Source organism: Gemmatimonadota bacterium (assembly GCA_039715185.1).
Taxonomy (GTDB): Bacteria; Gemmatimonadota; Gemmatimonadetes; order Longimicrobiales; family RSA9; genus DATHRK01.
On record JBDLIA010000003.1, the window covers coordinates 69,309 to 94,855 of the forward strand.

Here is a 25,547-nt window from a genome sequence, read left to right on the forward strand (position 1 = left end):
GGAAGCTCCGTTTCGGAAGGAGGAGGCCAAATGAACGTCGGCGAGGTATGCACCCGGCGGCTGGCGACGGTGGGACCGGAAGACACGGTCTTCACCGCGGCACGCATGATGGTGGACCAGAACGTAGGCACGGTATTCGTGGAGTCCAGTGAAGGGGTGCCTCACGGGGTTCTTACCGATCGCGATATCGTGCTGCGCTGCGTCGCGGCGGAGCGCGACCCTCAGACGGTGGAGGTTTCCGATCTCATGTCCAGCCCGGTACGCACCGTGGACGGTGAGGCGGCCATCGAGGACGCGCTTGCACTCATGAGCGAGGAAAGCGTTCGGCGCCTGGCCGTGATCGGGGACAACGGCCATCTCGTCGGCGTGCTCGCCCTGGACGATGTCCTGGACGTGATCGCCGAAGACGCCGCTTCGATCGCCAACATCCTCAAGGCCGGAAGGCCGCGCCTGGCTCCTGCCGTCTAGCTCGACCGGTCCTCAGCCCGGCCGCCGGCTGCCCGCCGGGTCGGCGACCAGGCCGCGAAGGCGAGTATCAGAAGCAGCGCGAGCACGGCTTCGATGGTCACCGCCGCCACTGCGCCTGCGCCTACCAGGCCCACCGTGGCCCGAGCCGACCCGGCGAGCAGCGCGGCCACCAGCGGCACGAGGGCGACCACATCGAGCGCCAGCACGGCCAGCGCGGCCACCTTGGCCCAGCGACTCCCGCGTACCACGCCGCCGGCGATCGGGACGAGCAGCATGAGGTGCAGGAGCGGCCACGCCATGCCCTCCTCCCTGGCGCCACCCAGGGGAAGCGCCCTCAGGACGATTACGAGCAGGCCGTAGGCCACCAGCGCCGCCGCCAGGCGGCCGGGCCGATCTCGAGCGAGGGAGACGGCCGCAGGATCATTCATCGATTGATCCGCCATTCTGATCGGGTGCGGGATGGCAGGCGGAAGCCGCGTGGACCAACGAGCGCGATATGCCGCCGGCGCCATCGCCCGTGGGGGCGACGAGGATCGGCCGACTGGTGGACTGCACGGCGTCGGTCGTCACGCTGCCGAACAGCAGACGGCCGAAGCCGCCGGTGCCCCACCCGGCGAGAGCTATCACGCCGGCTCCCTCCTCTTCGGCGATGGCCAGGATCTCGTTGACCACCGACCAGCCCAGGGCGGCCCGCGTCGTAACGTCCAGGTCGTCGGCCGCCAACCCGGCGACCACCTCTTCCAGGTACGCCTCCTCGTCGGCCAGCCACGATCCGTCGTCGTCTGTCGGGGGTGCGCCGAGAAGTCGAATGGGCAGACCGGCCTCCACCGTGGGCTGGCACACGCGAGCCACGATCAGTCGGGCGCCGATGCCCCGGGCGAGGTCCGCCGCCGGCGCGAGCACGCTCTCTCCCCGAGCGGATCCGTCCAGCGCCACCAGGACGCCGGGAGGCGTCGAGGTCCACTCCTCCGGCCAGCGTGGTTCGGCGCCCACCAACAGCACCGGTCTCGGCGACAAGCGGAGCATCAGGTCTCCAACGCTGCCCACGATCGCCCGCCCCACGGCTGACCGCCTGTGCGAAGCCATGACGATCAGGTCGACTCTCTCGACCTCGGCGTACGTGACCAGGGACTCGGCGACCGCGCGGGCGCGACGGCGCATGCCGCGGCCGCCGGTGCTTATCGTGGTGAGCAGTGGCTCCCTTCCCAGTGACACGCCGATACGGTCCGCGATGCCCTGCAGGTAGTCGCGGGCTCCTTCCTCGGCCGGCAGCATGGACCACCCGAATGGAGTCTCGTCGAGGGCGACGTGGACGATGTGCACTCTCGCGCCGCAACGCCGCGCGATCTCCAGCGCGGGCCGCGCGGCCGTTTCCGCGAGAGGCGATCCGTCCAACGGAAGCAGGATGCTTCGGTACATTCGCCTCCCTCCTCTCGCCGGCGGGAAGGCTCTACCCGCCCGGCCTTTCCCAAAGGTGCGCCCAACGACGGGGGTTGTCGGTAGGGTATGCCCCGCGCCGTGGGTGGGGGATTTCCGCGTGCCGGCCTCAACTCCGCAAGATGACGAGCAGCAGGCCGCCGAGGTAGAGCGCGATCATCGCCAGCCCGCTCGGCTCGAGCATGGAAGCGCGCCGGCGCGACCGATAGACGAGAGCGGCCAGGCTGAGGCCCATGAGGGCGGCGGCGACGAACGCCGAGATCGCGTGCTCCGGCGCAACGGTCGAGAAGATGGGACCGGATCGGTTCGCTGCGTCGAGCGGCACGAAGATGATCATGTTCACCGCGTTGCTGCCGTACAGGTTGCCCACGGCGAGGTCGAAGGCGCCCAGCCGAAGCGCCGCGAGCGACGTGACGAACTCCGGCAGCGACGTGGCCAGCCCGACCATCCACGTCCCGACGATCGTCTCGCTCAGGCCCGTCAACTCCGCGACGCGCGCCGCGGATGTGGCGAAAACCGGTGCCGCCACCGCCACCACGAGAGCCGCGCCGACGAACCACGCCGCGGCGACCCTCAGGCCACGCTCAGGCGGCATCGGCTCCTCCGCGGAGGGCGGCGTGAGCTCCTCGATCGCCGCGGCCTGGCGCGCGATCGCGCTTTGGCGGAAGAGCACCCTGGTACCGAGGAGGTAGGCGGCCAGGAGAAGGAGCGAGTCCGCGCCCACGCCCAGCGCGGCGTAGGGCAGGCCGCTGAGCGTGAACGCCCCGGCCATGCAGGTCAGCAACACCGCCAGCGACGCCGCGAGCGCGTGGTCGCTGTGCGCCCGGCCGAACAACTCGCTGCCCGCCGGCAGGAGCGTCAGCAGCGCCAGGATGAGCATGTTCGCCATGTTGCTGCCGAACAGGCTCCCCGCTGCAATGTCGACCGCCCCGATCACGATCGCCGAGACGCCCGTCATCAGCTCGGGCAGCGACGTGGCGATGGCGAGGAATACGGTCCCCACCCAGACGCCGCCGAGCCGCGTCCGCGCCGCGATGACGTCGCCCTCGCGGGCCAGCCGAGTGCCCGCCGCTGTGACCGCCGCGGCCGACAGCGTGAACAGCAGGAGGGCGCCCGCTAGCGCCGAAGCGCCGCCACTCATGCGGCCCCGCTCGCGGCGGGCCGGCGCCCGGAGCGACTCCGCCGAATGAGCTGTCCGACCACAGCCGGCACCGCCGCGAGCGCCACCACGAGCGCCCAATCCGCTGGCGCCAGGGGGCGGAGCTGAAGGAGGCGGGCGAGCGGCTCCACGGTGACCGCTGCCACCTGTAGCAGGACTACGAGGATCACGGCTCCCAGCGCGTACGGGTTGGAGGCCGCGCGAGAGGGCGCCAGCACGTCTCCGGTGCTGCGGGCGTTGCCCAGGTGCAGGAGCTGCGCGAGCGCCAGCGTCATGAAGGACAGCGTAACGGCGTGCTCGTAGCCCTGGCCCCCGGAGCGGAGCCCCCACAGGAAGGCGGCCAGCGTCGAGACCGTGATCAGGACGCCGAAGAAGGAAATACTACGGATGAATCTGCCGGTGAGAATGGGCGCCTCCGGGGCTCGGGGTGGACGACGCATGATTCCGGGCTCCCCCGGCTCGAGCGCCAACGCCAGCGCCGGGAAGGTATCGGTAACGAGGTTCAGCCACAGGATCTGGAGCGGGAGGAGCGGGAGCGGTAGCCCGGCGATACCCGCCGCGAAGATCACCCACACCTCCGCCAGATTACAACTGAACAGGTAGTAGATGAACTTGCGGATGTTGTCGAAGATCACGCGGCCTTCCTCCACCGCCGCTCCGACCGTGGGGAACCGGTCGTCCTGTAGCACGATGGCCGAGACCTCGCGCGCCACGTCGGTACCGCGCAGGCCCATCGCCACACCCACGTCGGCCTGCTTCAGCGCGGCGGCGTCGTTCACGCCGTCGCCTAGCATGGCGACGATCTCGCCGTCGGCCTGGAGCGCACGCACGATGTCGAGCTTGTGCTTCGGGCTGACTCGGCTGAACACGCTGACGCCCGACCCGCGCCGCCGGAACTCCTCCTCGGACATGCCCTCGAGAGCCGCTCCCTCGACGACCGCCGCTGCGCTCGTGGGGAGACCCAGCTGGGTGGCCACGGCGGCCGCGGTAGCGGCTTGGTCGCCCGTGATCATCACCGTACGGATGCCGGCCTCCGACAGCATCCGCACGGTCTCCGCGACGCCCTCGGCGGGCGGGTCGGTGATGCCCGCCAGCGCCACGAACTCGAGGTCCCGGACGGCCGCGTCGGTCGCTCCCTCGACCGGACCGTCGGCGAGAGCGATCACGCGCATGCCTCGCCGGGCCAGGTCGGCGTTCGCGGCCAGGATGCGGTCGCGCTCCGCGCCATCGAGGAGCCTGGTGCCGCCTCCCACGCCGACCCGGGCGCACCGCTCCAGGACATCGGCCGGGGCTCCCTTCACGAAGGCCCGCAGCTCGCCGTTCCCGTCGTGGAACGAGGCCGAGTACCGCCGCGCGGTGTCGAACGGAAGCTCCGCGCTGGGCTCGTCCGAGGGCGCGCTTGCGTCCTGGAGGCCGGCCTTTTCGGCCAGCACCGCGAGCGCGGCGTCGGTGGGGTCGCCGCGCACCGACCAGCCGGCCGCGTCTCGGCCGATCTGCACCCGGGCGGTCCGGCGCGCGATGGTCAGCGCGCGGCGCAGAACAGGGTCGGTGGCGGGGTCCACCGCTGTCCCGCCTTCGCGGAACTCGCCCACCGGGGTGAAACCCTCACCGCTCACCGCAATTTCTCGGTCGTCCAACAGCAACTCGGTGACGGTCATCTCTCCGGCCGTCAGGGTGCCGGTCTTGTCGGCGCCGATAACCGTGGTGGACCCCAGCGCCTCCACCGCGTGCAGGCGCCGCACCAGCGCGTTGCGCCGGGCCATCCGACCCATGCCCACCGCGAGCGCGATCGTCGCCACGGCCGGCAGACCCTCGGGCACGGCGGCGATGGCCAGCGCGACCCCCGTCTCCAGCATGAGGGGAAGCGAGAGCCCGCGCGCCCAGCCGAGCGCGGTGACGACCCCTGCGACGCCCAGCGTCACCCAAACGAGCTTCCGTCCCAGGGCGTCCAGCCGCTCCTCGAGCGGCGTGCGGCCCGCCTCGATTTCTCCCAGGAGGCCGCCGATCCGGCCCAGTTCGGTGCCGGCGCCGGTGTCGACCACGATCGCGCGCCCGGATCCGCTGGCGACGGTAGTGCCGGCGTACACCATGCTGCGTCGGTCGGGCAGCGGGGCTTCCTCCGGCGCGGCCTCGGCGTCCTTGCCGACCGGCATCGATTCCCCCGTCAGCGCCGCTTCGCCCGTACGCAGCTCGACGGCCTCGACCAGCCGGGCGTCCGCGGGCACCGAGTCTCCCGCCTGGAGCACGACCAGGTCGCCCGGCACCAGGTCGGCGGCGTCTATCTCCTGGGTTCGACCGCCGCGCACGACGGACGCGGCGACGGCCTGGTAGCGGAGCAGCGCCTCCATCGTTCGCGTGGCCTTCAATTCCACGAAGAAGCCCAGGCCCGTGTTGATCAGCAGCACGGCGCCGATCGCGCCGGCCTCGATCGGCTCCCCCATGAGGAGCGCGACGAGCGCCGCGATCGCCAGGAGCCCGACCACCACGCTGCGGAGCTGGCGCGCCAGGACTCTCCACGCGGTGACCGGAGGGCTGCGGGGGATGCGGTTGGGGCCAACGATAGCGAGCCGACGGCGCGCCTCGGCGTCGGAGAGGCCGGTCTCGGAGGAGGATAGCAGGGCGAGCGTCTCGCGGACGTCGACGGCGTGCCATCGGGCGAGGGGCGGGAAGGCGGTGGCCGTCGCCCGCCCGCCCGCCGCATCCGCTGCCGGCCGGCCTACGGTCACGGCCCGTCCGGGCTACGAATGGCCGGGCGCGACCCGTTCGAGCACCTTCTCCATGCGGCTGCGGACATCGTGTGCGAGTTCGATCAAGGTCTCGTCCCCCGCGGTCCGCATGACCGCAACGGGGTCCATCGCTTCCACGATAGTACCGTCCTCCCCGGGCGCCCGCCGCAGGACGACGTTGCACGGCAGGAGGACGCCGATGCCGGGCTCCGCGCGTAGCGCGCGCTCCGCAAGGGGCGGGTTGCACGCGCCCAGGATGCGGTAGTCGCCTATCTCGGCGCCGATCTTCTCTCGCAGCGCGGTATCGATGTCGATGCGCGCCAGGACCCCGAACCCCTCGCTGGCCAAGGCGTCGCGCACGCGTCCTTCCGCCTCGTCGACGGGAACGGGCATCAAGACACGCATAGAAAAAGGAGTCGCTTCCATGGTGGTTCTCCGGTATGAGACACACCACAGGATGGAGGCGGCAGGACGTTCGGTCCAGCCGGGAAGCGCGCGTCACGTGTGGGGGTTTGGCCCCCCATGTCGAGGAATCTCCCGACTGGCCCGGACAGCGCTCGGCGCCTAGCTTTCGTTTACAATCGCGACCCGTCGAGGAGATCTCATGACCCAGCCTCACAGGATCACCCTGCGCATCCTCGCCCTGCTAGTCGTAGCGGGAGGCCTGATGACCTCCTGCACGGACGAGACGATCGTCTTTCGTGACCGGGTTCTCTTCGAGGACCCACCGGAGGGCTCCGGGGCATTCATCGGATACACGGAAGAGGCCGACAAGCTGACCGTGTGCGGCAACTGTCACGTTGGCCAGCAGGCCGAGTGGGAGTTGACCGGCCACGCCGACGCCTGGGACGGTCTGCAGGCCAGCGGCGGCGCCCAGGCGTTCTGCGAGGGTTGCCATACCACCAACGACCAGGGCAACTCGCTCGACGTGGCGTCCGGCTACAACGCGGTGCAGGACAGCCGCTACCACGACGTGCAATGCGAGGCGTGCCACGGGCCCGGACTGGAGCACGTGACCAACCCGGACGCTTCCCAGCCCATCGCGTCCATCGCCGTCGGGTCCGACCCGGCCGTGGGGTGCGCCGAGTGTCACTCTGGCAACCATCACCCGTTCATCCAGGAATGGGAGGCCTCCAAGCACTCCGGCGTGGTGAGCTTCGCGGCGGGGCGCGAGGACTGCGCGGGCTGCCACCGCGGCCAGGGAGCGCTCCAGGCGTTCGGCGTGCGGGACGAGTACCTGGAGAAGGACGCCGCCGAGCACCAGCCGATCGTGTGCGCGGTGTGCCACGATCCGCACGACGGGACCTTCGACGGGCAGCTCCGGTTCCCGGTTCAGACAACCGATGTTTCGTTGCACTTGTGCGCGCGCTGTCACGATCGGCGTACCAATCCGGATCCGAATTCCAGCCACGGCCTGGAGCCGCACTCGCCGGAGACGGCTCTCCTGGAGGGCGAAGCGGGGTGGTTCCCGCCCGGGGCCGACATCGACCAGGGTCTGATCCGTGCGTCGCACGGCAGCGAGGCCAACGGCGCGCTGTGCGCGACGTGTCACGTGGTTTCGTTCACCGTGACGGATCAGGAGACGGGCGACTTCATTTTCAATTCGACCGGGCACATGTTCACGGCCATCCCGTGCGTGGACGCTCAGGGCGTGCCGCAGGCGGGCGACTGCGACCTGGACGGTACATCGCGGACGTTTGCGGGCTGCGAGGCGTGCCACGACCTCGCGGTGATTCCCAACATCCTGCGTACTATCGCGCAGGACATTCTCAACGACGCGGAGACGTTGCACACCTTGCTCCTGGCGGTGGACCCGAACCTCGAGGCAGCGGGTGGAGAGATCGACCCGACGGACCCGACGTTCACGACCGCGGAAGGCGCGTTCTTCAACTACGCGCTGGCGGTGTTCCCCGGCGCGGACCGGGTGGATCCGCTCATGCGCGTCGCGGGGTCGACGGTCCACAACCCGTTCCTGATGCGCGCTCTGCTGGCGGCAAGCATTGTTGCGGTCCAGGACGCGTACCCTTAAATGCCGGCTTCTCCGCCGTCAGAGTTGTAGCTCCGCCCGGTGGCAGCGGGGCTAGCCCGTAGGCTCGCGGCGCGGCTAGCCCGTTTGCCGCGCTGGGCGGCGCTGTCGTTGGGAGCGGCCGTGGTGATCGGTGCGATCGCCACGGCCGTCTTCGGTTATCGGACCTGGGACTACATCGAGCACGACAACGAGTTCTGCCTGTCGTGCCACCTCATGCGCGAGCCCTACGAGCAGTTCGCCGAGAGCGCGCACCGAGGGCTGGGCTGCAAGGCGTGTCACAAGCCCGATCTGGTGTCGCGGTCCCAGATGGGCCTCACGCAGATCATCGAGAACCCCGACAGCCTGGGGGTTCACGCCGAGGTGCCCAACGACAAATGTGAGTCGTGCCACGTCGAGGGGGACCCGGACGCCTGGCGCCAGATAGCGGCATCCACCGGGCACCGGGTTCACTTCGAGTCCCAGGACAGCGCCGTGGTGGGACTCCAGTGCGTGGGGTGCCATTCCAGCTCGGTGCACGAGTTCGCGGCCACCGACCAGACCTGCGGCCAGTCGGGGTGCCACGAGGACACGCGCGTCAAGCTGGGCACGATGGGCGACTTCACCATCCACTGCGTGGCGTGCCACGAGTTCACGCGGCCCACCGAGCTCGCCGCAGACGCGCCCGACCCGGAGCTGCAGCCCAGGGAGGCGGAGTGCCTGAGTTGCCACGCCATGCGGCGTCTGGTGGGCGACATACCGGACACCGAGCCGCACGGGGGCGCGTGCGGCGCGTGCCACGACCCGCACGAACAAACCACCCCGGCCGAGGCCGTGGCCACGTGTGGCGAGGCCGGCTGCCACGCGGCCTCGGACACCACGACGCCCATGCATCGAGGGCTGCAGGAAGGCGTCCTGGAGCAGTGCACGCTCTGTCACGCGGCTCACGACAGCGAGCTGGTGGAGCCGGACTGCGTCGCGTGTCACGTCGATCCCGACGCGCGCGCCGTTCCTCCTCCTCCGCCGGGCGGGGACCCCCGCCCGACAGCTCTGCTCGATCGCGTGTTGCGGCTCCTGGGGCCGGCTCCGGCGAGCGCCCAGACTCCCAGCCGCGACGATCAGCAGGGGGCGCCGCTCGGAGCCGAGGCGCAGGCGGATACGACGTTCACCCACGGTCAGCATGCCACGGTGGACTGTGAAGAGTGTCATTCCTCGGAGCAGTCTCACGGCCAGGTCACCGTGCGCGCCGTGGCCGACTGCCGCTCCTGCCACCACGCCGAGCCGGTCGCGAGCGACTGCGCGGCGTGCCACCCCGCGGTGCGCCTGCGCGGCGAAGCGACGCTCTCTCGGGTGCTCGCGATCCCGATCGCCGCCGCCACGCCGTCTGCGCGCGCGCTCGCTTTCGACCACGGACCGCACGAGCGGCAGACGTGCGGCGACTGCCACGCCGGCGGCGCTGATAGGCCCTCCACGGAGGCAAGTTGCGGCGACTGCCACGAGGACCACCACACGCCCGACATCCGTTGCTCGGCTTGCCACCTGGAGGCTCCCGAGAGCGCCCACCCCGTCGAGGCCGTGCACCTGACGTGCGGCGGTTCGGGGTGCCACGCCGCGGAACTGTTCCCGGCGACTCCGGAGACCACCCGGCCTGCCTGTCTGGCCTGCCACCAGGAACTGGAGGACCACGAACCCGATCAGGCCTGCGCGGAGTGCCACGCGCTCGGGCAGGAGAACCACGCCGTCCTGTTGCGCGCCGCGCCTTCGGCGGCGGGGGCGGCCAGGTGAGCGCCCCGCTCGATCCGGAAGGCGCGGGCGCCGGCGAGCGGTCAGCGTCGCCAGCGCTCAATCCCCTCCGCGCGGCGCCGCTAGTGGCTCTGGTGGCGTGGATGACGGCGCTCGCGACGCCGGGCGCGGCCGCCGGCCAGGCGGCGCGGGGCCACGCCACGACCACCGCGCGGTACTGGCAGGTGCGCCCGTTGGTCCGGGACACGGTGCCGCGCGACAGCATCACCCTGGGCGTAGGAGGGCGGCCCGAGTTCCGCGGCCAGGTCGCCGACTGTCCCCTGGTGGGCCCGTGCACGGTGCTGGGCCAGGGCGGCAGAGAAGACGCCTGGGGGGTGACGCAGGATCTCTCCGTGACCGCCTGGGGCCTGGGAGTCCGCGGCCTCAGCGCCACCGCGCTGCTGCGGGGTCGTTGGGACGCGGGCGGTAGCTTCGCGTTGCCGCGCACCGGAGACCATTTCGACGCGATGCTGGCGTACCTGGAGCTCGACCGCGGCCCGATTCGAGCCCGCGCGGGCCGGCTGCGCGCGCTGGGCGGGCTCGGCTCCTCCGGATACGACGGCGCTGAGGTGCGCGCCGACCCGGTGCGGAGGCTCACGGCGAGCGTCTACGGCGGCCGGAGCCTGGCGAGGGGACTGGAGGAGCCCCGCGACGAGATCCTGGCGGGCGTGGACGACTTCGCGCCGCGCCGTGACGCCTACCTCATCGGCGCCTCGCTGGGCGGGGAGCCGAGGCCCGGAGCCGCGCTGTCGGCTCGCTACCAGCGGGAAATCCTATCGGACCGGTCCGTTCTGCTGTCGGAGCGTGGCAGCGTGGACGCCCGCCTGGCGCTGCCCGGCTCGGTGCGGCTGAGCGGAGCGCTCGACTACGACTTCGCCTTCGGGCGCGTGGGCAAGGCGTCGCTGTCCGCCGCTGTGGCGGTGCCGCGCGCGTCTCTGCGGGTCGTCGCCACGGGAAGGCGTTACGTGCCCTACTTCGAGTTGTGGACCATCTGGGGCTTTTTCTCTCCGGTGGCCTACCACGAGGGTGAGGTTTCGGCGAGCTGGGCCGCCCGGCCAGGCACGACCCTGGCCGCGTCGGCCGCGTACCGCCGTTACGGGGACGCCGAGGCGCCCCTGATTCTGGATCCCCTCGAGGACGACGTGCTCAGGTTTTCGGCGAGCGTGGGGTCCGCGTGGGCGGAGCGCTGGGACGCACGCCTCTCCTACGCCTGGGAGAACGGCGTCGGCGCCTTCCGCTCCAACGGCAGCGGGCGCGTGGCGTTTCGCGCGCACGAGCGGCTGACCGTCGCGCTGCGAGCGGCTGCGTTTCAGCAGATCCGCGAGTTCCGAATCGGGGAAGGCGTGGTGTGGTCGGGCGGCGCCGACGCCGCCTGGGAGGTGACGTCGTCCGCGGAGTTCACCGCTGGCCTGGACGCGTTCCGCCAGACCTTCGACGACAGGCCCGGCGCGTTCGATTGGACCCAGCTGCGCGGCTGGAGCGGCCTGCGCATCCGCTTCGGCCGCGACCCGGGCGCCAAACGATGAGGGTGCGCGCGGCTCCAGCGGCGGCCCTGGCCGCTCTCGTGCTGTTCGCGGGCGCGGCGCTGGCCGCGCGCGCGGGCGCCTGGGCTGCCGCCGATGAGTTCCTGCACGACGAGCACGCCGGCCTGTTTCCGGTATGCTCCGGCTGCCACGGCGGCGTCGAGACCGGCGACCTCGCCACGGCCATGCCCGAGCCCGAACTGTGCGCGCGGTGCCACGACGGCGAGGAGCTCGATCCGGTGGACTGGGCGCCCCCGGCGGCCGCGCCATCCCTGCTGGTTTTCGACCACGTGGCGCACGCCGAGGTTGACGCGGAGGACGCCCTGGCGTGCGCGGACTGTCACGCGGATCCCGGCGCGGAGCGGATGGACGTGCGCGCGGCGGAGGCAGCGGCGGACTGCCTCGGCTGTCACGCGCACGAGGCCGACGAGCACCTGGAGGGCGCCGCGTGCGCGGACTGCCACCGCACGCTCGCCGACCCCGGCGCCCCGCTCGCTCGGGCGCTCGGCCTGCCAGAGCCCGCGAGCCACGAGGGGGCCGGGTTCCTGGAGGAAGGGCACGGCAGCGCGGCGGATGCCGCGCCCACGGAGTGTGCCACCTGCCACACCCGCGAGCGCTGCACGAGCTGCCACGTCTCGCCGGATCAGGGCGGCGTGATCGCCGCGGTCGCGGCCGCCCCGGCCGCGCCACTCCCGCCGGAGCCCGCGGCGTATCCGACGCCAGCGGACCACGAGGGCGCCTACTGGCTCGACGAGCACGGCACGACCGCTTCGGTGGCGGAGTGCGGCGCGTGCCACACACGGCAAAGCTGCACTACGTGCCACCAGGACGGCGGCTCGGGGCCCGTAGAAACGCTGGCACACGCCGCCGCCGTCGCTGCGCCCGGGGCTCCAGTGGAGCGGACCGAGCCGGCGTCGCACCTGTTCCAGGAGTTCGCCGTAGGGCACGGCGCGGACGCGGCGGCCGATCCGGCCTCATGTGCGGGTTGCCATGCCCGCGTAAGCTGCGAGGACTGTCACAACGCACCGGCCGACCCCGGTTATCATGAGCCCAACTTCGCCTCGCGGCACGCGTTCGACGCATACGCCGCGCGGCTGGAATGCCAGAATTGCCACGACGCTGCGCGCTTCTGCCGCGACTGTCACGCGCAGGCCGGGTTGGTGGCGCAGGGCCGTCCTGGCCTCGAGTTCCATGACGCGGAGCCGCTCTGGCTCCTGAGACACGGGCAAGCCGCCCGACAGACGCTGGAGAGCTGCGCCGGCTGTCATGTCCAGAAGGACTGCGTCCGGTGCCACTCCGAGCTCGGCACCTTTGGGGTCAACCCCCACCGCGCCGACTTCGACGCCGAGCGGGCGGCAGCGCGCAATGGTCGCGTTTGCCTGGAATGTCACATCCGCAACCCGATCGGAGGTGCCCCATGAAGGCAACCGCGATGGGCCTGGCGGTGCTCCTTGCTGTTTTGGGCTGCCGGCCCGACGATCAACAGACACGATCCATCGACCCCGCGGCGGCGGAGAGCACGCGGGCCTCCATGCCGCCCGAATTGGTGGAGCACCTGGACAGCGGCAACGCCGCCTACCGAGCGCACGATTTCTCTGAGGCCCGCGACCAGTACCGCGCGGCGCTCGCCGTGGATTCCGCCTCCACGGCGGCGTGGTTCGGCGTGTTCATGGCCGAGCGCGCGCTGGGCAACGAGGAGGCGGCCTCAGAGGCGCTGGAGCGCACCAGAGAACTGGCGCCGGGAGCGAGCCTGATTCACGGGGAGAACGAAGGGCCTTGAATTCGAGCGAAACGCCCACCTGGCTTTCCAGCCTTCTCCGCCGCGTGGCGCCGGTCATCGCGCTGGCGTCCGCGGCGGGGTGCACGGAGCCCGAGTTCGAGCCGCCTTCGCGTGCCGAGCGCGTAGAGGCGGCGGACGAGCGCTTCGACCTCGCGCTGTTCGATACCATCGCCTGGCCCGACTCCCTGCAGCGGCTGCAGGAGGGCAACGCGGTGTATGCGGCGGAGTGCCGCCGCTGTCACGGCACGCTGGGCGAGGGGATGACCGAGTACGCGGTCGCCAATGAGTTGGACGTGCCCACCCTGGTGGGGCCCGACTGGCCCCTGGCGGCCGACCCGATGGCCCTGCGCAGGAAGATCTTCACGGGTCACCAGGCGGGCATGCCTACCTGGGGCATCGCGGGCATCTCGGCGCGGGAGATCGATGCGGTGGCGGCGTACCTCACCGAGGACCTCCGGCCGGAGATCCTGGGAGCGCGCTCGCCGTGACCTCGCGGCCCACCTTCCGCGGGCTGGAGCGCGCCGAGATCGACGCCGTGCTCTCCCGCAACAGCGTCGCGCGACTGGCCTACATCCTCGACGGCCGCGTCGACATCGAGCCGATCCACTACGTGTACGCCGACAACACGCTGTACGGCCGGACCGCCCCGGGCACCAAGCTGACCGCCCTCGCGCGCGACTACTGGGTCGCGGTCGAGGTCGACGAGATAGACGCCATGTTCGACTGGCGCAGCGTGGTGGTCCACGGAGGGTTTCACCGCATCCCCTCCGATCAGCCCGGCGCGCAGGGCGTGCTGTGGTCGCGCGCGGTGGAGTTGCTGCGTCACCTGGTGCCGGGAGCGCTGACCGATGACGATCCGACGCCTTCGCGCACGGTAATCTTCCGGATTCCGGTGCAGGAGGCGACCGGGCGGGCGGCGTCCGGCTAACGGATCCTCCGGCCTACGGTTCTACGGCTCCCGAAGCGCCACGCGGGTCGGAGGCACGCTCGAGCCTGCGCACATAGAGCGTCTTCAGAACCGTGGCCACGACCTCGCCCTCGTCGTCGGAGATGGCGAGCGTCCACTCCGGCAGGTCCTTCCCGCCGCTCTCGGTGGCCGACCGGATGGCCTCCACCTCCTCGTCCGTCACCAGAATGGTAGCGTGCACCGTGCCCTTCCCGGGGCGAAGGAAGTCGATCGTCGCCGCCCGGTCCCAGACTACGTACTCGGGCCCGAGCCGTTGCTTGAGGAGGATCATCAGGTGCGGATCCACCATCGCGTAGAGGCTCCCGCCGAAGTGCGTCCCGACGAGGTTGGTGTTGCTCTCGACCAGCGGCATGCGCACGCGGATTTCACTTGCGTCCGCCGCGATGTGCGTGACCTCGATCCGCGCGCCGACGTAGGGGGGGTAGCCATTGATCCTGTCCCTCAACCCCACGGGATCCCACGCTTCCTGGCTCATGGTCGGGCTCGCTGGTCCCGGGGTCTACAAAGACCGTCAGTCGTCCCACCGCCGCAGGAGCTGACGTGCCATCTCCGCGCCCTGCTCCTGATCGGTGCGCTGGAGGAACGCCTCCAGATCCCGCTTGGCTTCCTCCAGCCTTCCCAGGGCCTCTTGGGTCACCGCGCGATTGAAGTAGGGGGGCGCAGACGTGGGGTCCGCCGCGATCGCGGCGGAAAAATCATCCAAAGCCCCGGCATAATCCCCGCGCTGAAACCGCAGTGAACCGCGATTGAAGAGAGCTGCCACGAACCCCGGTTCCAGCGCCAAAGCTCGGTCCAGGTCGGCGAGAGCGTCGTCGTCGCGCCCGAACCGTCGGTACGCCTGGGCCCGGTTCGAGAGGAAGGCCGGGTTCTCCGGGGCGAGGCGGACGGCCGCCTCCGAAGCCAGGAGGCCTTCCACCTGGTTGCCAAGCATCCCGTGGGCACTGGCCATGGCGTCGTAGGCGTCCGCCCGGGTCGAATCAGCGGCCAGGACCTCCGCGAAATACCGCAACGCCAGCCTGGTCTCTCCGGCTTGGAACTGCGCCAACCCCATACGGAACCGGTCGTCGATGGTCAGAGATTCAACGGTGGGACTCGCGGTCTCGTCGGGGCGCGGCGATGGGGTTCGGTCCTCATTTTCGCAGGCGGCGAAGAGGACCGAGAGCGTGAGGACGGGGACGAGCAGCCCGCGGGGGCCACCCGTCCGCCGTTCGGTGTCGGGAGCCAGCGCTGCCCCCTTCTTCCTACTGATTCTGGCGCCCGCCGCCGGCTTCGGCCTGCAGCAGACGGTTCATGAGTTCGATGTGGGCGTCGTTGTCCAGCCGGCCCGGGGTGGAGATGCTGCTCCAAAGATCGCGATTCCGCATCTCCCTGTGGCACCCCATGCAGAGTCCCGTACGCTCGAGCCGGGACCGCTCTTCGGCGTTCAGCGCGCGGGACAGCGGCCAGTGCGTGCCCACGGTGGCCACTTGGTCGCCGGTCTCACGATTGACGATGGTAGACCAGTCGAAGTCCAGATTCGGAATCGACTGGATCTGAACCCGGAAGTTCTCCGGGATCGGCTCACCGGTCGCGGCATCCACGAGATCCTCGACGATGGGCTGGCTGTAGCGCGTTTGGAACACGCCACCCGAAATCCCGTAGCCCAGCGCCTTGGGGTTGTTGTGGCAGGACTCGCACGTCCGCGCCTTGCGCTGCGCCGAGTGCGGCTGGACCGGCGCCATGTCGATCCCCAGCGGCACGTGCTGCTGACCCGCCGCGGCGGCCTCGTCCTCGACCCTGGCGATCTGGTTCAAGGTGACCGTCTCGCCGTCGGGTCCGATGACCGTGAACACCACCTGGCATCCGGGCATCAGCGGTGTCACGCGGCCTTCGCCGTTGATCCCCAGGACTGGGTCCTCCCAGCGGAGATAGGAGCGCGACTCGAAGACCTTGCCCGGGCTCTTCAGGCCGGCGAGTCCCAGCGTGGACTCCGCCGTTTGACCGTCCGTGGTGTGCTCGTTACCCGAGGCTACCCAGTCTACGTCCGTGTAGGCTTTGCCCTCTGCGTCCACTCCGTAGTTGACCTGCACGTGGCAGCCGTAGCATTGCGGCACCCAGGAGGCGTGGCACGCGTAGCACTCGAGGCGATCGGCGTGCGATTCCACTTCCACCATGGCCACCTGCGCCTCCTCGCTCTGCCACGCGCCGTCGAGGGAGATCTGTTTCAGCACCGGGACGTTGAAGTCGGTCCCGGACGCCGAGTGCAGGATCACGTCGTCGCCGTCTCGCACGACGTTGCCGAAGGGGTTCCCGCGCGCCGTGAGGAGATGGCCGTCACGGGCGTCGTAGGCGGTGGCGAAGCCGGCCGTCTCCCTCAGCACCTGCTCGGCCAGACCCCTTGGGGAGCCGGTAAGAGCCTTGCCAAACTCCTCGCCGAATCCGAGCGGGAGCTCCCACGGATAGCTGTCCGGCGTCCCGTGGCAGTCGGCGCACTCGATCTCCACCTGGGCCAAGGTCGTGCCGGCGATGTTGCCATCGCCGTGCATGTCGATCGTGGTGTGGCAGTCCTGGCAGAGCATGCCGCCGCTCGGATTCCCCTCCCGGCTCTCCTGCTGGTGGTGCAGGTCATCCGAGATGAACAGGTACTGTTTCGTGTGCAGCGGCTCCTGCTTGTTGCCCTCCCCGTCGTATGGGCTTCCGTACGGAAACTCCATGAGGCCCTGGTACGTCACGCCGATGCGCTTCCCACGGTTGTGACACGAGTTGCAGGTCTCGACCGGGATGCCCCGGCCCGCCTTGCGGGTCCCGACGATTCGGTGGGAGAGCATATGTCCGACTTCGGATTTGTCGACGGTGGGATCATTGCCCTCGTAGATCCCCTCGTTGCCGTACAGCACATGGCACGATGAGCAACCCATGCCGCGATAGTCGCCGCGGCGCTCGCGGCCCTTGACTCCGACATGGCAGCGCTGGCACTGCTGACGCTGGTACGTGAAGCCCGCCAGCTTGGGGTCGTCCACGATCTCTTCGACGGAGGGGTCCGGGATCATGGCCAACTGGTCGGGGAACTGGTCCGGCCACGCCGCCATCATCGCGTTCATGTATGCCTTGTACGCGTCGGTCCCGACGCTCGGCTCGCGACCGTCCTCATCGGCGATGTCGTAGTTGCCCCAGGGCACCTGATAATCCTGGACCTCTGCCACGCCCCAGGTGTGCAGATTGCCCTGAATCTTGCCGGCCTCGGTGTTCATCAACGCCTTGGCGAGGCGATCCGCATACCCGGGATGGCACTGCCCGCACGTCCTGTCGGCGACCCATATGCTTCCCGGGTCGGGATAGAACTCGGTTGGGCCGGAGGGTGAAATCCCGTCCGGGACCCCCTGGTGAGCCTCGTCCGAGCTGGTGGCCAGCGGGTTGCCGCCGTGGCATACCACGCAACCTTCGGGATCGCCGACGCCGGTCCCGAACGCCTTGATGGTGGCCAGCATCCCGCTGCCCTCCTCCCGGATGTTCTCGATACCCTCGTGGCAGCTCACGCATCCGAGCGTTGCCGCGCGCTCGGGCGTCGTGGTCATGACCTCGCCCGCCTGGCGGGTGGGTGCCTGGTCCGAGGAGGTGCACGCCGCGGCGGATATCGCGATGCCGAGCGCAAGCAGGAGCTCGGCTTTCGTCAGTAAGCGGTCCATGGAGTCCTCAGAAGTTGGCCTGTATCGTGAGGCGCGTGCGGATCTTCGTCGCGTTCTCATCGTGGAAGATGCCGCCGTTGGACGCCAGGGCTTCGTCGGCCTTGGACTGGACATATGTATCCCACACCAAGCGGGCGTCGCCAGGCAGCTGCGCGCGTACCCAGATGGGAACCGTATTGACGTTGGTCTGCTGCAGATCGTCGCTGTTGAACGCCGCAACCAGCCCGTCCGCCTCGATATGCGCGTAGCCTGCAGTGATGTTCCACGATCCCGGGTCGCCCAGGCTTCCGTACGTGATCAGACTCACGAACGCGAGGTGCTCCTTGTCGGCGTACTGCTCTCCGAGCGTCGCGTCGTCCTCGGCCCCCAGGTTCACCGAGACTTCCGACGCGAAGGCCCAGTCGCCGCGGCTGTAGCTGAAGCTGCCGCCGTAGATATCGTAGTCGGAGAAGAAGGCCTCGGGGTCGTCGGGGGCGAATCGGTTCGTCTTGAAGTCCGAGTCGAGCTGGCCGCCTTCGATGGCCGTCGCGAGGCTGTTGGGGTTCGTGTAGATGTAGCTGAACGCGCCGAGCCTGTAGCTTGCGCCCTCACCCCACCGGTAGGAGAGGCCGTTGGCCAGGAAGTACGAGCTCTCCTCGCGAGTGGGCCTCAGTGAACGAAGCTCACGGAGCATGTACTGGCCCGTGACCAGCTCGACGCCCCCGCTCGTCCAGACCTGCGTGAAGCCTCCGGGCGACACATCCCCATCCCATACCAGCTCGGTAGGTCGGAAGAGGGCGTTGCCGTTGAACCCGAAATGGAGGGAGAGTAGTTCTGACGCCTCGTAGTCGAGGTACGCCCTGTCGAGCGAGATCTGGTCCCTACGGAAGTCGTCGCCGAGAGTACTCCACCCCGATGACGGGTACGTGGTGCTTCCCGTGCTGAGCCGGAAGCCGAGCCCCACGCGCTCGGACACGGCGTAGTTTCCCGCGAGTCGCACGCGGGCGCGCCACCGCATGCGGTGGTCGTCATCCCGGGTGGCGTCGTTCTCGGCGAAGTTCTCGTTGCCCATGTACTCGGCCCGGAAGCCCACCTGGCCGCTCAAACGGAGCTGCGCTCGCGCTGTCGTCGGCGTCAGGACGAACCCCGCCATCGGAAGCGCGCTCGCAATCACAAACACCCGCCCCCACCTGCTCCTGGCATCGCTCACGACTGCCCCCCCTGTGCGAGGAATGGCTCCGCAGCATGATTCTCCAGCGACGTGGGCCCGCTCCCGGAGCCTGGTTCGACCCAATATTCGACTCGCGCGCAGTGGGTTGGGCTACCGAGAGAGATCTTCGGCTCTCCGGAGCCCCAGGTTTCAGAGGCCATCGACGCCGACCTAACTATCGACCCGATGGACCAACCGTGCGAACCCAACTTGTCCGGGAGACCGGCGAACCACCAGACGACCGTCATCGCAGACCTCGTTGCCCGCCTGGATCCGGATTCGATGCGGCTCGCTACGCGCCAAAGGCAGCGAAGCTCGTAGCAATTCGTGCGATCATCAACAGGATGGCGAGGGCCAGCCCTATCTCGTGGACTCGAGGTCGTCCGGAGAGCGCGAGGACGACGCAGAGCAAGAGCGCTCCGAGCCGCAGGACCAGAGCTTGCGGGCTCGTCTCGCCCTCGGCCACGCCCGCCTCCAGGGTCGCCGCGCGGACGACGGCAAGGGCCACAAACAGGCCAGCCAGGCTCCAGATGACCCTGCTGTGTTCGAAGTAGTAGGCGCGCAAGTCGCGCCCTTCCAGTTCCTGCGGGAAGGCGAGGCGAGCCATGATGAAGATCAGCGCCCCCGGTGCGAGCGCTAGCGCCAGCTCCCCCCAGTTCCAGCTCTCCTGGTCTTCGGCGAGCCAAACCCACCGGAGCATCCATATGGCCATCACGAGGATAAGGGCCGCGACCGTCCACACTGGCCAATAGCTACGGACAGACGCCCGGTGGCGAAGCGAATCGGCGAAACCTTGGAGAACCTCCGCCATCGCCAGCCCTACGACGATAGACACGAGGATCGCGATGTACTCGACGGTGGCCACGCCCCCCTCCGGGGAAGGTACCTGACAATTCTGCGGTTCTGCCGCACGGCCATGATGACCCGCACGCAGGAGCCGCAACGTCGGTGGCGACTAGACTCGGGCACACGCACGTACCTACGCCCGGAGCGTGCTTGTGGGTGGAGTGATGCGCCTCCGCTGCCCGGCCAAGATGTGGAGGGCGTGCGCAACACGCGAGCCAAAGCGCGCTCCGCGCCAGTATTCCTGTAGGGAATCCCCCTACATGACTTCCGCAGTCCCCCGACAGCCTTGGCCCCCTCCCAGGCCGCAACTTGAGCCGTCGACAGGGCGCTCGCGCGCCCACACGCGTACCGAACTACAGGGGTCAGGTTCTTCTGAAGACCACGAGTGTCGCACGCCGCGCCCTGGCGCTGGATCTTCGCTGGAAGATCCTCATCGCCAACGCCGCGTTGATCGCAGCGGCGGCGTTCGCCGGCCTCGTCGCCGGCGGCGAAGCGGCCGCGACACCCTCCCGGATCCTGCTCATCGTCGCCCTCGGCGTGCTGGTGAGCCTGCCCGTCAACGCCCTGCTGATCATCACGGCGCTGCGGCCGTTGCGGGGCCTGGAGGAGGCGGCCGCGCGGGTGGCTGGGGGTGACCTTTCCGCCAGGGCTCCCGCGTCGCCGCTGGCCGACGCGACTCTCGGCCGCCTGGTGGGCACCTTCAACCACATGCTGGATCACGTGGAGCTGCTGGAGGAAGGGCTGAGGCGTCTGGCGCAACGCGTGACGGACAGGGCCGAGGAAGAGCGTCAGACGCTCGCGCTGCGGCTGCGCGATGACACCGCGCAGGAGCTCGCCGTGGCCCTGCTGGGACTGCGCCGGGCGGGCACGGTGGCTGACGCGACGGAGCGTGAGCGGGAGCTGGCGAACGTGCGGCACAGCGTCGCCACGGCCATCAACGGTTCGCAGACCCTGGCCGAAAAGCTGCGTCCGCCGGGTCTGGACGCGCTGGGGCTGAAGGGAGCCCTGGCCGCGCTGGCGCGTCGCGTAGAACGCGACTCCAAGGTTACCGTGCGGGTGCGGGTGGCAGACCATGCGCCGGTCCCGCAGCGCGCCCAGCTCACGCTGTACAGGGCGGGAGAGGAGGCGCTGGCCAACGCCGTGCGTCACGCCGATCCGTCCGAGATCGTGCTCTCGCTGAGCGAGAGCGATGAACACCTGGTTCTGGAAGTCGTGGACGATGGCGTCGGATTCGAGCCTGACCCGGGCCGCGGTCGCGGCCTTGGGCTGCTGTGGATGGAGCAGAGGGCTCGTGCACTGGGTGGCACCTCGACAATAGATAGCGCGCCTGGGCGCGGAACCCGCGTGCGGGTCTCCGTTCCGTGCGCCGAAGGAGGAGAATAGTGAACGACGACCTGCGCGTTCTGCTGGTGGATGACCATGCGATCCTGCGCGCCGGCCTGCGCGCCCTCCTCGAGGCGGAGGACGACATGCGCGTCGTGGGGGAGGCGGGGACCGGGGAGGAGGCGATCGATCTCCTGCCGCACGTGAAGCCCAACATTGTGGTCATGGACATCTCCATGCCGGGCATGGGTGGCGTCGAGGCCACCCGGCGTATCATGGAGACTTCCGAACCACCACGGGTCCTCATCCTGACGATGCACGGCGAGGAGGAACACCTGCTGCCCGTGCTCGAGGCGGGGGGCAGCGGCTTCGTGCGCAAGACCAGCGCGGACGAGGACCTCACGCGCGCGATCAGGACGGTCGCCGCCGACCAGGTGTTTCTGTACCCGGCCGCCGCCAAGCTGCTGCTGAACGGCTTTCGCGTTCAGAACGAGCAGCCGAAGGACGACCCGCTCGAGCGGCTCACCGAGCGCGAGCGGCAGGTGCTGGCCATGACCGCCGAGGGCTTCAGCTCCACGGAAATCGGCAAGAAGCTGTTCATCTCGCCCAAGACGGTGGACACCTACCGGTCCCGGATCATGGACAAGCTCGAGCTGCACCACCGCTCCGAGCTGGTGCGCTTCGCGCTGCGGACGGGGTTGCTGAGCGCCTGACGCGGCGCGAGACGACGGGCGCGCGTATCATTACGCGTGACCACGCCTCAGACCTCGACCGTACCCGACGCCGCGCTGGCGGAGATCGCCGCGATCTCCTCCGACGCCATCATCTGCGTCGACGACTCGCACCTGATCATCTTCTTCAACGCTGGCGCCGAGGCGGTGTTCGGCTGGACGGCCGAGGAGGTGCTGGGTGAGCCTCTCGACCGGCTGCTGCCGGCCGCCGCTCGCGACGCGCACGGCGCCCACCTGGAAGCCTTTGCTCGTTCCGCCGACCGGGCCCGCCCGATGGGCCAGCGTACGCCCATCGCAGGGGTCCGCAAAAGCGGCGAAGAATTCCCCGCCGAGGCTTCGATCGCCAAGGTCGAGCACGACGGCCGGCTGGTCCTGGCGGTGGCGCTGCGGGACAACTCCGAACGCGCCCGCGCGGAACGCGAGCAGCAGTTTCTGGCCCGGGCGGGGGTTGTGCTGGCGTCCTCGCTGGACGTGGAAGAGACCTGCCGGCACACGGCGCGGCTGGGAGTGGGCGACGGCGCCGCCTGGAGCGCGGTGTACCTGCTGGACCCCGGCTCGAACGTGCTTTGTCGCGCCGCCTGCGAACACGCCCGGGCGTCGCACCGCGCGCAGCTCAAGGGGCTGCCGGCCCGCATCGAAGCGGGACAAGCAGCGTTCGGGGTCGGCGTGGGCGGTACGGCGAGGCTGCTGGACGAGCTGCCGGAAGCGCTCGAGGTGGATCCCGACGCCGGCCTCGTGCCCTCCGCCAAGCGGTCCGTGATCGTGGCCCCCTTGCCGGCCCGTGACGCCGCCGTGGGCGTGCTCGTGCTCGTCGCTCCCGACGACGTCTCGTTCGACGGGAACGCGGTGTTCGCCGCGCAGGAGCTCGCCGGCCGCGCCGCCGTCGCCATCGACAACGCACGCCTGTACGAGTCGGCCCGCCGCGCGGTGCTGGGGCGTGACGAGATCATGAGCATCGTGTCGCACGACATCGGCACCGCCATTTCGGCCATCCTGGTCAGCGGCAAGGCGTTGGAAAGGCGGCTCGGAGACGCCCCGGAGGCCGATCTGGTGAGCAACATCCGCAACGCCGCGCGCCAGGTCGGCCGGCTGGTCTCGGATCTGCTGGACGCCGAGCGCCTGGAGCGCGGTGGCCTGTCGGTCCGCCCCGAGGCTACCCGCGTAGCCGACGTCGTGCGGCGCGCACGCGAGATCGTGGACCCGCCCGCGGATACGCGCGGGGTCCGGATCCGGGTGGAGGTGGGGACCCAGACGCCCTCCCTGATGGCCGACGCGGATCGCGTGGTCCAGATCCTCTGCAACGTGGTCGGCAACGCGGTCAAGTATTCGCCGGACGGCGGCGCCGTGACCGTGACGGTGGCGGGGACCGGGTCGCCCGCCCCGGCGGCGCCCCAGGCCGCCGTACCCGTCGAGGAGGAAGCGCGTTTCGTGCATTTTCGGATCAGCGATGACGGGCCCGGGATCGCCTCGGAGGATCTGTCGAGGCTGTTCGAACCGTTCTGGCGCCGGCCCAACGACCCGGTCGGCGGAGCCGGCCTGGGCCTGGCGATCGCGCGCGGACTGGTGCGCGCACACGGGGGTGAGATCGCGGTGGAGAGTGCGCTGGGCGACGGTACCGCGGTGTCCTTCACGATCCCGGCGGCGCCTCGGGACGCGGATGACTAGCCACTGGAGTTCCGGTGGGTACCACGCGTCGCGAAGACGCCAGCCCGCTCCGTCGTAGATCTCGAGACCCCGTGAGCCGCCCGAACCGAATCGACCGGACGATGACCATGAAGGACCTGTTCCTGCACGAAGAGCTGACGCTGCTAGCGCTGAGGGATCGCGCGGGCACGTTCGTTTCCGGAACCCAGTACCCGTACGCCGTCGGTGGCGCCGTCCTGGCGGAGCTCCTCATGGCGCGACGGATCGGGCGCACCGTGCACCGAGGGAAGCGGAGGATCGAGGTGATCGACTCCGCGCCCACCGGTGATCCGCTGCTGGACCAGTGGATCGAGAAGATGTCCGCCTCGCGGAAGCCGCGCAGCATGAAAGAGTGGGTGGGCAAGATCGGCGAGATCGGGCGACTGAAGCATCGCGTTGCGGTCCAGCTCTGCCGCCGCGGGATCCTCCGCAACGAGGAGGACAAGGTCCTCGGGATATTCAGCCGGCAGACCTACCCGGAGGTGAACCCGGAGCCCGAGCGACGCCTGCTCGATCGGCTGGAGGCGGCGATCTTCTCGGACGGAGACGTCGATCCACGCACCGCGGTTCTGGTCGCCCTGGCGAACGCCGGCGGGATCCTGCGGGTCGTGTTCGACAAGCGCCGCCTGAAGGAGCGCAAGGAACGGATCGCGGCGATCTCCGAGGGCCAGATGACCGCCGAGGCGGCGAAGGAGGCAATCGAGGCCATGCAGGCAGCGGTGATGGTAGCGGTGATCCTGCCCACCTTCATCGCGACTACAACTACGTAGTGACCTGTTTGTCGACGAGCCCCGAGGCAAGAGCCATCGGAGTAGCGGTCGTAACATTCGTGCTGGGCTGCTCGGTTGGCGCAGATCCCGAGCCAGCGTCGATGTTCGATGCTGCCGCCTGGTGCGACGCGCTACCGCGGGCGGAGTACGCCGACCTGGACAGGGTCTTCGTGCAGTCTGGCCACGCCTGGTTCGAAGTCTACGATGTCGGAGCCGATGTCTTCGCCCTGTACGAGCCGAACCAGTTCCAGGAGGTGATCTCGTACTTGATCGTCGGTCAGAGCCGGGCCCTCCTGTACGATACGGGAATGGGAATCGCCTCGATTCGCGACGTCGTTTCCCGGCTGACAGAGCTACCCGTGGTCGTGCTGAACTCGCATACCCACGCCGACCACGTGGGGGGGAACGCGGAGTTCGACCACGTCTTCGGTCTGGACACCGACTTCACCCGCGCGAGCGCGGCCGGACTGCCGAATGAGGTTGTCGCCGGACAGGTTGCTCCGGACGCCCTTTGCGCACCGCTCCCGGGCGATCTGGAGCCGGACGAATACAGGATCCGCCCCTTCCAGGTGACCGAGACGCTCGTGGCCGGGGAGACGGTGGATCTTGGCGGTCGATCCCTGGAGGTGCTCGCGGCTCCGGGGCACACTCCCGACGCAATCCTGCTTCACGATCCCGAGAGCGGCCTGCTGTTTACGGGCGATTCGTACTATCCCGGACCGATCTACCTCTTTTCACCCGAGACCGATTGGGATGCCTATCGTCGCTCCATGACGGCCGCGGCGGCGCTGGTCCCGGACCTGGTGCGTCTGCACCCCGGGCACAACGTCGCCGTCTCCGATCCGGGCGCGCTGAGCCGGCTGGTAAGCGCGGTGCAAACGATCGATGACGGCACCGCCGCCGCCGCCGCGTCAGAAGGTGCGCGATTGAGATATGACTTCGACGGCTTTTCCATTCTCCGCCCGGCCGTCGAGACAGCGCCGTGACCGGCGCTAGAGATCCCGGCGGGCGAACGCCGCTGCGGCGAGCGCGCCCGGCACGACCAGCCATGCCGTAACGGCGGTCAGCAGAATCGCCAGCCCGGCCCCTCGGCCGAAGGCCCCCATCAGGGTCGCTCCAGCGGCGCCGAGGAGCACCTCCGCGTCCAGTTGGACCAGCGCCAATGCGCGCAGCGCGTCGATCGGGTTCAGCGCGAGCGCTGCCGCCACGCCGAGGCCGGGCTGGCCATCGCCCAGCACCTGCATCCCGCCTATCAGCGCCAGGTCGAAGAGCACGGCGAAGAAGAACCACACCGCGAGAGCCCAGCCGACCGCGGCCGAGCCGCCACGCAGGAGTATCCCTAGCAGGGCACCGATGCCGAGCCCGATCGCCCCCGTCAGCACGCTGGCGCCGGCCACGAACACGTAGCCCCCCAAGCCGGCGGTTCCGGCGCGCAGAGCGACCAGCAGGGCCGCCGCGCCGAAGCCCGACGCGGCCACCAGGACCAGCGCCCC

24 protein-coding genes are annotated in these 25,547 nt (G+C 69.8%); 13 read left to right on the forward strand and 11 right to left on the reverse strand.

Annotation, left to right across the window (positions count from 1 at the left end; all coding sequences use genetic code 11):
- The first annotated feature begins 30 nt into the window (after positions 1 to 30).
- Positions 31 to 468 (forward strand): CBS domain-containing protein, encoded by a 438-nt coding sequence (locus tag ABFS34_01215; protein ID MEN8374049.1) that lies wholly within the window; start codon positions 31 to 33, stop codon positions 466 to 468.
- Here the strand turns inward: ABFS34_01215 and ABFS34_01220 are convergent.
- The 5 genes from ABFS34_01220 to ABFS34_01240 all read right to left on the reverse strand — a co-directional run bounded on the left by ABFS34_01220 (position 465) and on the right by ABFS34_01240 (position 6,216).
- A complete protein-coding gene (locus tag ABFS34_01220) occupies positions 465 to 896 on the reverse strand; it encodes a hypothetical protein (protein MEN8374050.1) in 432 nt (143 codons plus the stop codon). The genes ABFS34_01215 and ABFS34_01220 overlap by 4 nt on opposite strands.
- A complete protein-coding gene (locus tag ABFS34_01225; protein MEN8374051.1) occupies positions 889 to 1,887 on the reverse strand; it encodes a universal stress protein in 999 nt (332 codons plus the stop codon). Before ABFS34_01225 ends, ABFS34_01220 begins: the two co-directional genes overlap by 8 nt.
- 127 nt (positions 1,888 to 2,014) lie before the next feature.
- Positions 2,015 to 3,046, reverse strand: coding sequence for a hypothetical protein (locus tag ABFS34_01230; GenBank protein MEN8374052.1), 1,032 nt, complete (start codon positions 3,044 to 3,046; stop codon positions 2,015 to 2,017).
- Positions 3,043 to 5,790 (reverse strand): HAD-IC family P-type ATPase, encoded by a 2,748-nt coding sequence (locus ABFS34_01235; GenBank protein MEN8374053.1) that lies wholly within the window; start codon positions 5,788 to 5,790, stop codon positions 3,043 to 3,045. Before ABFS34_01235 ends, ABFS34_01230 begins: the two co-directional genes overlap by 4 nt.
- 12 nt (positions 5,791 to 5,802) lie before the next feature.
- The gene (locus tag ABFS34_01240) at positions 5,803 to 6,216 is read right to left on the reverse strand and encodes a DUF302 domain-containing protein (GenBank protein ID MEN8374054.1); all 414 of its coding nucleotides are present in this window, start codon (positions 6,214 to 6,216) and stop codon (positions 5,803 to 5,805) included.
- A gap of 178 nt (positions 6,217 to 6,394) precedes the next feature.
- Between ABFS34_01240 and ABFS34_01245 the strand changes: the two genes are divergently transcribed.
- From ABFS34_01245 to ABFS34_01275, 7 genes are read left to right on the forward strand one after another with little or no spacing between them, the layout of a single operon-like run.
- Positions 6,395 to 7,819 carry a multiheme c-type cytochrome gene (locus tag ABFS34_01245; GenBank protein ID MEN8374055.1) on the forward strand — a complete coding sequence of 475 codons (1,425 nt, stop codon included), beginning with the start codon at positions 6,395 to 6,397 and terminating at the stop codon, positions 7,817 to 7,819.
- 39 nt (positions 7,820 to 7,858) lie between these two features.
- Complete coding sequence (locus tag ABFS34_01250; protein ID MEN8374056.1) at positions 7,859 to 9,580, forward strand: NapC/NirT family cytochrome c; 1,722 nt, start codon at positions 7,859 to 7,861, stop codon at positions 9,578 to 9,580.
- Positions 9,577 to 11,103, forward strand: coding sequence for a hypothetical protein (locus ABFS34_01255; GenBank protein MEN8374057.1), 1,527 nt, complete (start codon positions 9,577 to 9,579; stop codon positions 11,101 to 11,103). The genes ABFS34_01250 and ABFS34_01255 overlap by 4 nt, the downstream gene beginning before the upstream one ends.
- Positions 11,100 to 12,521, forward strand: coding sequence for a cytochrome c3 family protein (locus tag ABFS34_01260; protein ID MEN8374058.1), 1,422 nt, complete (start codon positions 11,100 to 11,102; stop codon positions 12,519 to 12,521). The genes ABFS34_01255 and ABFS34_01260 overlap by 4 nt, the downstream gene beginning before the upstream one ends.
- On the forward strand, positions 12,518 to 12,880 hold the full coding sequence (locus ABFS34_01265) for a hypothetical protein (GenBank protein ID MEN8374059.1): 363 nt from the start codon (positions 12,518 to 12,520) through the stop codon (positions 12,878 to 12,880). Before ABFS34_01260 ends, ABFS34_01265 begins: the two co-directional genes overlap by 4 nt.
- Complete coding sequence (locus ABFS34_01270; GenBank protein ID MEN8374060.1) at positions 12,877 to 13,368, forward strand: cytochrome c; 492 nt, start codon at positions 12,877 to 12,879, stop codon at positions 13,366 to 13,368. The genes ABFS34_01265 and ABFS34_01270 overlap by 4 nt, the downstream gene beginning before the upstream one ends.
- Positions 13,365 to 13,808: a pyridoxamine 5'-phosphate oxidase family protein gene (locus ABFS34_01275; protein ID MEN8374061.1), complete on the forward strand. Its 444-nt coding sequence runs from the start codon at positions 13,365 to 13,367 to the stop codon at positions 13,806 to 13,808. Before ABFS34_01270 ends, ABFS34_01275 begins: the two co-directional genes overlap by 4 nt.
- Before the next feature lie 13 nt (positions 13,809 to 13,821).
- Here ABFS34_01275 and ABFS34_01280 read toward each other — a convergent pair whose 3' ends face one another.
- The 5 genes from ABFS34_01280 to ABFS34_01300 all read right to left on the reverse strand — a co-directional run bounded on the left by ABFS34_01280 (position 13,822) and on the right by ABFS34_01300 (position 19,566).
- Entirely contained in the window at positions 13,822 to 14,322 is a 501-nt protein-coding gene (locus ABFS34_01280) for a DUF4442 domain-containing protein (protein ID MEN8374062.1), read from the reverse strand.
- A gap of 36 nt (positions 14,323 to 14,358) precedes the next feature.
- Positions 14,359 to 14,892: a tetratricopeptide repeat protein gene (locus ABFS34_01285; GenBank protein MEN8374063.1), complete on the reverse strand. Its 534-nt coding sequence runs from the start codon at positions 14,890 to 14,892 to the stop codon at positions 14,359 to 14,361.
- 196 nt (positions 14,893 to 15,088) lie between these two features.
- A complete protein-coding gene (locus ABFS34_01290) occupies positions 15,089 to 17,512 on the reverse strand; it encodes a cytochrome C (GenBank protein ID MEN8374064.1) in 2,424 nt (807 codons plus the stop codon).
- Between the two features lie 7 nt (positions 17,513 to 17,519).
- On the reverse strand, positions 17,520 to 18,644 hold the full coding sequence (locus tag ABFS34_01295) for a putative porin (protein MEN8374065.1): 1,125 nt from the start codon (positions 18,642 to 18,644) through the stop codon (positions 17,520 to 17,522).
- A 349-nt stretch (positions 18,645 to 18,993) separates the two neighbouring features.
- Positions 18,994 to 19,566: a hypothetical protein gene (locus tag ABFS34_01300; GenBank protein MEN8374066.1), complete on the reverse strand. Its 573-nt coding sequence runs from the start codon at positions 19,564 to 19,566 to the stop codon at positions 18,994 to 18,996.
- A gap of 290 nt (positions 19,567 to 19,856) precedes the next feature.
- Here ABFS34_01300 and ABFS34_01305 point away from each other — a divergent pair, with 290 nt between their 5' ends.
- The 5 genes from ABFS34_01305 (at position 19,857) to ABFS34_01325 (ending at position 25,040) form a co-directional block, all read left to right on the forward strand.
- Positions 19,857 to 20,930 (forward strand): sensor histidine kinase, encoded by a 1,074-nt coding sequence (locus tag ABFS34_01305; protein MEN8374067.1) that lies wholly within the window; start codon positions 19,857 to 19,859, stop codon positions 20,928 to 20,930.
- A complete protein-coding gene (locus ABFS34_01310) occupies positions 20,930 to 21,583 on the forward strand; it encodes a response regulator transcription factor (protein ID MEN8374068.1) in 654 nt (217 codons plus the stop codon). The genes ABFS34_01305 and ABFS34_01310 overlap by 1 nt, the downstream gene beginning before the upstream one ends.
- Positions 21,584 to 21,619: 36 nt before the next feature.
- Positions 21,620 to 23,266, forward strand: coding sequence for an ATP-binding protein (locus tag ABFS34_01315; protein ID MEN8374069.1), 1,647 nt, complete (start codon positions 21,620 to 21,622; stop codon positions 23,264 to 23,266).
- A gap of 71 nt (positions 23,267 to 23,337) precedes the next feature.
- Positions 23,338 to 24,054 carry a GPP34 family phosphoprotein gene (locus tag ABFS34_01320; protein ID MEN8374070.1) on the forward strand — a complete coding sequence of 239 codons (717 nt, stop codon included), beginning with the start codon at positions 23,338 to 23,340 and terminating at the stop codon, positions 24,052 to 24,054.
- A gap of 101 nt (positions 24,055 to 24,155) precedes the next feature.
- Positions 24,156 to 25,040 carry an MBL fold metallo-hydrolase gene (locus tag ABFS34_01325; protein MEN8374071.1) on the forward strand — a complete coding sequence of 295 codons (885 nt, stop codon included), beginning with the start codon at positions 24,156 to 24,158 and terminating at the stop codon, positions 25,038 to 25,040.
- Between the two features lie 6 nt (positions 25,041 to 25,046).
- On the opposite strand, the gene ABFS34_01330 is transcribed toward ABFS34_01325, so the two are convergent.
- The coding region (locus tag ABFS34_01330) for a hypothetical protein (protein ID MEN8374072.1) at positions 25,047 to 25,547 on the reverse strand (501 nt) is incomplete at its 5' end.